The sequence below is a fragment of the Frankia sp. CcWB2 genome, assembly GCF_977927585.1.
Genome location: NZ_CDWRCM010000080.1, coordinates 5,843 through 6,952 on the forward strand (window position 1 = coordinate 5,843; position 1,110 = coordinate 6,952).

Below are 1,110 nucleotides of genomic sequence, written 5' to 3' on the forward strand. Positions count from 1 at the left end.
CCAGCTGGAGTCCGTGCGCCGAGCCGTCCCCGAAGTACTCCTCGAAGACCTCCGCCCGGTACGAGGTGGCGAGCACCACCCGGTCGATTCCCGCGTCTCGCGCGCGAGCCAGCATGTGCGCGGTGACCGGCACCCCCGCGACCGGCAACATCGGCTTCGGTGCCGACATCGTGAGCGGTCGCAGGCGGGTCCCCTGACCGCCGACAAGCATCACTGCGTCCATGGGGCGTCAGTGTCGCAGAACACGCGGTGGGCGCTGAAAACGGATCGGGGTCGGGACCATACGACGAACGGCATGCCATGGTTTCGACACGTTGCGTCGGACCGGGGTTCACCGAGCCGTCCGGATATCCCAAACATCTCGGACATCCAGGACATCCTCAACTACCAGCGACTCGGCTACCAGCGACTCGACTGCCGGCCATCGGCCGGCCGCGGTCCGCTCAGGCGCCCCGCGCGGCACCGCCCCGGGGAAGCAGATCGGCGGAACGGGTCGCCTTCGCCCCCGCGCTGTCCCGGGCGAAGATCAGCGCGAGCAGCAGCCGGACCACGAGACCGACCCCGAGCAGCAGCCGCAGCGGCGCGCGCGCGTTGCCGGGGTACTGCCGGGACAGGTAGCGGAACATGCTGCGGTGATGAGCCAGCACCATCCGCCGTGACGACCGCTTCGTCGAGTGCCCGCCGAGGTGCTCGACCACCGCGGACGGCACGTACACCGACTGCCAGGACACCTCGCCGACGCGGCGGCCGAGGTCGACGTCCTCCATGAACATGAAGTAGGACTCGTCGAACCCGCCGACCGCCTCGAACGCCTCCCGGCGCAGCAGCTGGCAGGAACCGGACAACCAGCCGGCGGTCATCTCCCGGGGGAGGCCCCGCTCCCGCCGGTAGGAGGCCGTCCACGGATTCGTCGGCCAGCACCAGCCGAACAAGGCGTGCCCCACCCCGCGGCCGAGAGAGGGCAGGTCCCGGGCCGAGGGGTAGAGCGCCCCGTCCGGATTGATGATCCCCGGGCCGAAGGCCCCGCCCCCCGGCCAGCGGTCGGCCGCGACAATCAGTTCGTCGACCGCACCGGGCGCGAAGGAGATGTCGGCATTGGAGATCACCAGC

General features: G+C 70.6%; 2 protein-coding genes. Both read right to left on the reverse strand.

The features are described 5' to 3' along the window. The coding region (locus tag ACY45C_RS10615) for a sugar phosphate nucleotidyltransferase (protein ID WP_462187453.1) at positions 1-223 on the reverse strand (223 nt) is incomplete at its 3' end. A gap of 220 nt (positions 224-443) precedes the next feature. After that, on the reverse strand, positions 444-1,110 hold a 667-nt coding region (locus ACY45C_RS10620; protein ID WP_462187454.1), incomplete at its 5' end, for a glycosyltransferase family 2 protein.